The organism is Bradyrhizobium sp. LeoA1Lang (assembly GCF_055413685.1).
Genome location: NZ_JBVAPG010000382.1, coordinates 1 through 1,648 on the forward strand (window position 1 = coordinate 1; position 1,648 = coordinate 1,648).

Below are 1,648 nucleotides of genomic sequence, written 5' to 3' on the forward strand. Positions count from 1 at the left end.
CTTGGGGACAACGCTGCGCGTTGCCCCCAGGGTCCACAGCCCCAGCAACAGCAGACCTGAACGAAACGAGAATTGTGTTACCCATGTCGTCGGTTTGAAGTGTTACCCATGTCGCCGGTTGCTCACGATTGGCGCCGTCGTCGCGAAGTAAGCTCGTAGGCTCACTTCTTCCCAATCAACCCCTCGACCAGTTCCAGCAGCGCCGCCCTGGTCTCCTGCCGGAAGCTGCGGCGCGGGATGGCGAGTTGCTGCAACAGGATTCCGATCAGCGTGGCAACGAACAGCTCAGCATGCGCGCGTGGGCTCGTCGAGCCGGCTGCGCGCAGCGCGAGCTCGGAGCTTTGCCGCCAGGTGTCGAACCATTCGGCCACGATGGACCGGTAGCGCTCGCTGCGCGCGGCGGCCAGGAACACCTCGTAACAGGCAATGTGAATGTCGGGTTGGGTCTTGAGTTCCTGGCCATACCAGCCGACGAGTTCCTCGATCCAGGCTTCGACATCGAACGCCTTGCTTTGCAGGCTGAGCGATAGCGCCTGCAGCCGTCCAACCTCTCGCGTCAATGCGAAACGCAGCGCAGCGTCGACCAGGATATCGCGTGTGGCAAAATGATGTGTTACGGCGCCGAGCGACATGCCGGCTTCGGCCGCGACTGCGCGATGGGTCACGCGATCGATCCCGGAACGGCCGACGATGCGAAGGGTCGCTTCCATCAGCGGGCGCTCGCGCGCGGTTATCTCGTGGTCGGCCTGCTTCGCCAATTTGACTCCCGTTGCATTGCTGCATTGCGCAGTATACAGAACAAATGTTCTGTTTTTCGAATTGTACGTATCGTAACTTGCACTGGCAAGTCGGACCGACGAACAGGAGCGCCCTATGCCTACCTACCGGCTACACTACTTCCCGGAGTCGGGGAACAGCTACAAGCTCGCGCTCATGCTGACGTTGTGCGGCGAGACGTTCGAGGGCGTGTGGACCGATTTCGGCGGCGGTGTGACGCGGACCGCGGAATGGCGCGCCAACGTCAACCCGATGGGCGAGATTCCGGTGCTGGAGGAGGACGGCGTGCGCCTGACCCAGACGGCGCCGATCCTGTTGAAGCTCGCCGAGCAATATGGCCGGTTCGGCGCCGGCAATGCGCAGGAGCAGTTCGAGCTGCTGCGCTGGCTGTTCTGGGACAATCACAAGCTTACCGGCTACATGGCGACCTACCGCTTCCAACGCACCTTCATGCCGTCATCCAATCCGGACGTGCTGAAGTTTCTGCGCGGCCGGATCGATGACTATCTCGGCATCCTCAATCGGCATCTGCAGGACAAAGCCTTCGTGATCGGCGAGCGGCCGACGGTGACCGATTTCTCGATGATGGCCTATCTGCATTATCCGAGCGATGAGACCGGCTATGAGTTCGCCAAGAGCCATCCGGCCATTCATGCGTGGCTCGGCCGCATCGCGGCGCTCCCGGGTTGGAAGTCGGCTTACGACTTGTTGCCGGGAAAACGGCTGAAGCATTACGCGTGAGGTTGAGCAACCGGCGACATGGGTAACACTTCAAACCGACGACATGGGTAACACAATTCTCGTTTCGTTCAGGTCTGCTGTTGCTGGGGCTGTGGACCCTGGGGGCAACGCGCAGCGTTGTCCCCAAGTC

The 1,648-nt window shown here is 61.2% G+C and carries 2 protein-coding genes; one reads left to right on the top strand and one right to left on the bottom strand.

The window, feature by feature from the left end; genetic code table 11:
* Window positions 1-161: 161 nt before the first annotated feature.
* Complete coding sequence (locus ACZYOF_RS43635; protein ID WP_463719572.1) at window positions 162-758, bottom strand: TetR/AcrR family transcriptional regulator; 597 nt, start codon at window positions 756-758, stop codon at window positions 162-164.
* 115 nt (window positions 759-873) lie between these two features.
* Between ACZYOF_RS43635 and ACZYOF_RS43640 the strand changes: the two genes are divergently transcribed.
* Window positions 874-1,518, top strand: coding sequence for a glutathione S-transferase family protein (locus tag ACZYOF_RS43640; RefSeq protein ID WP_394568999.1), 645 nt, complete (start codon window positions 874-876; stop codon window positions 1,516-1,518).
* Window positions 1,519-1,648: the final 130 nt, after the last annotated feature.

Coding starts and splice junctions, on each gene's coding strand:
- ACZYOF_RS43640 (WP_394568999.1), top strand. CDS start 874: ATGCCTACCTACCGGCTACACTACTTCCCGGAGTCGGGGAACAGCTAC.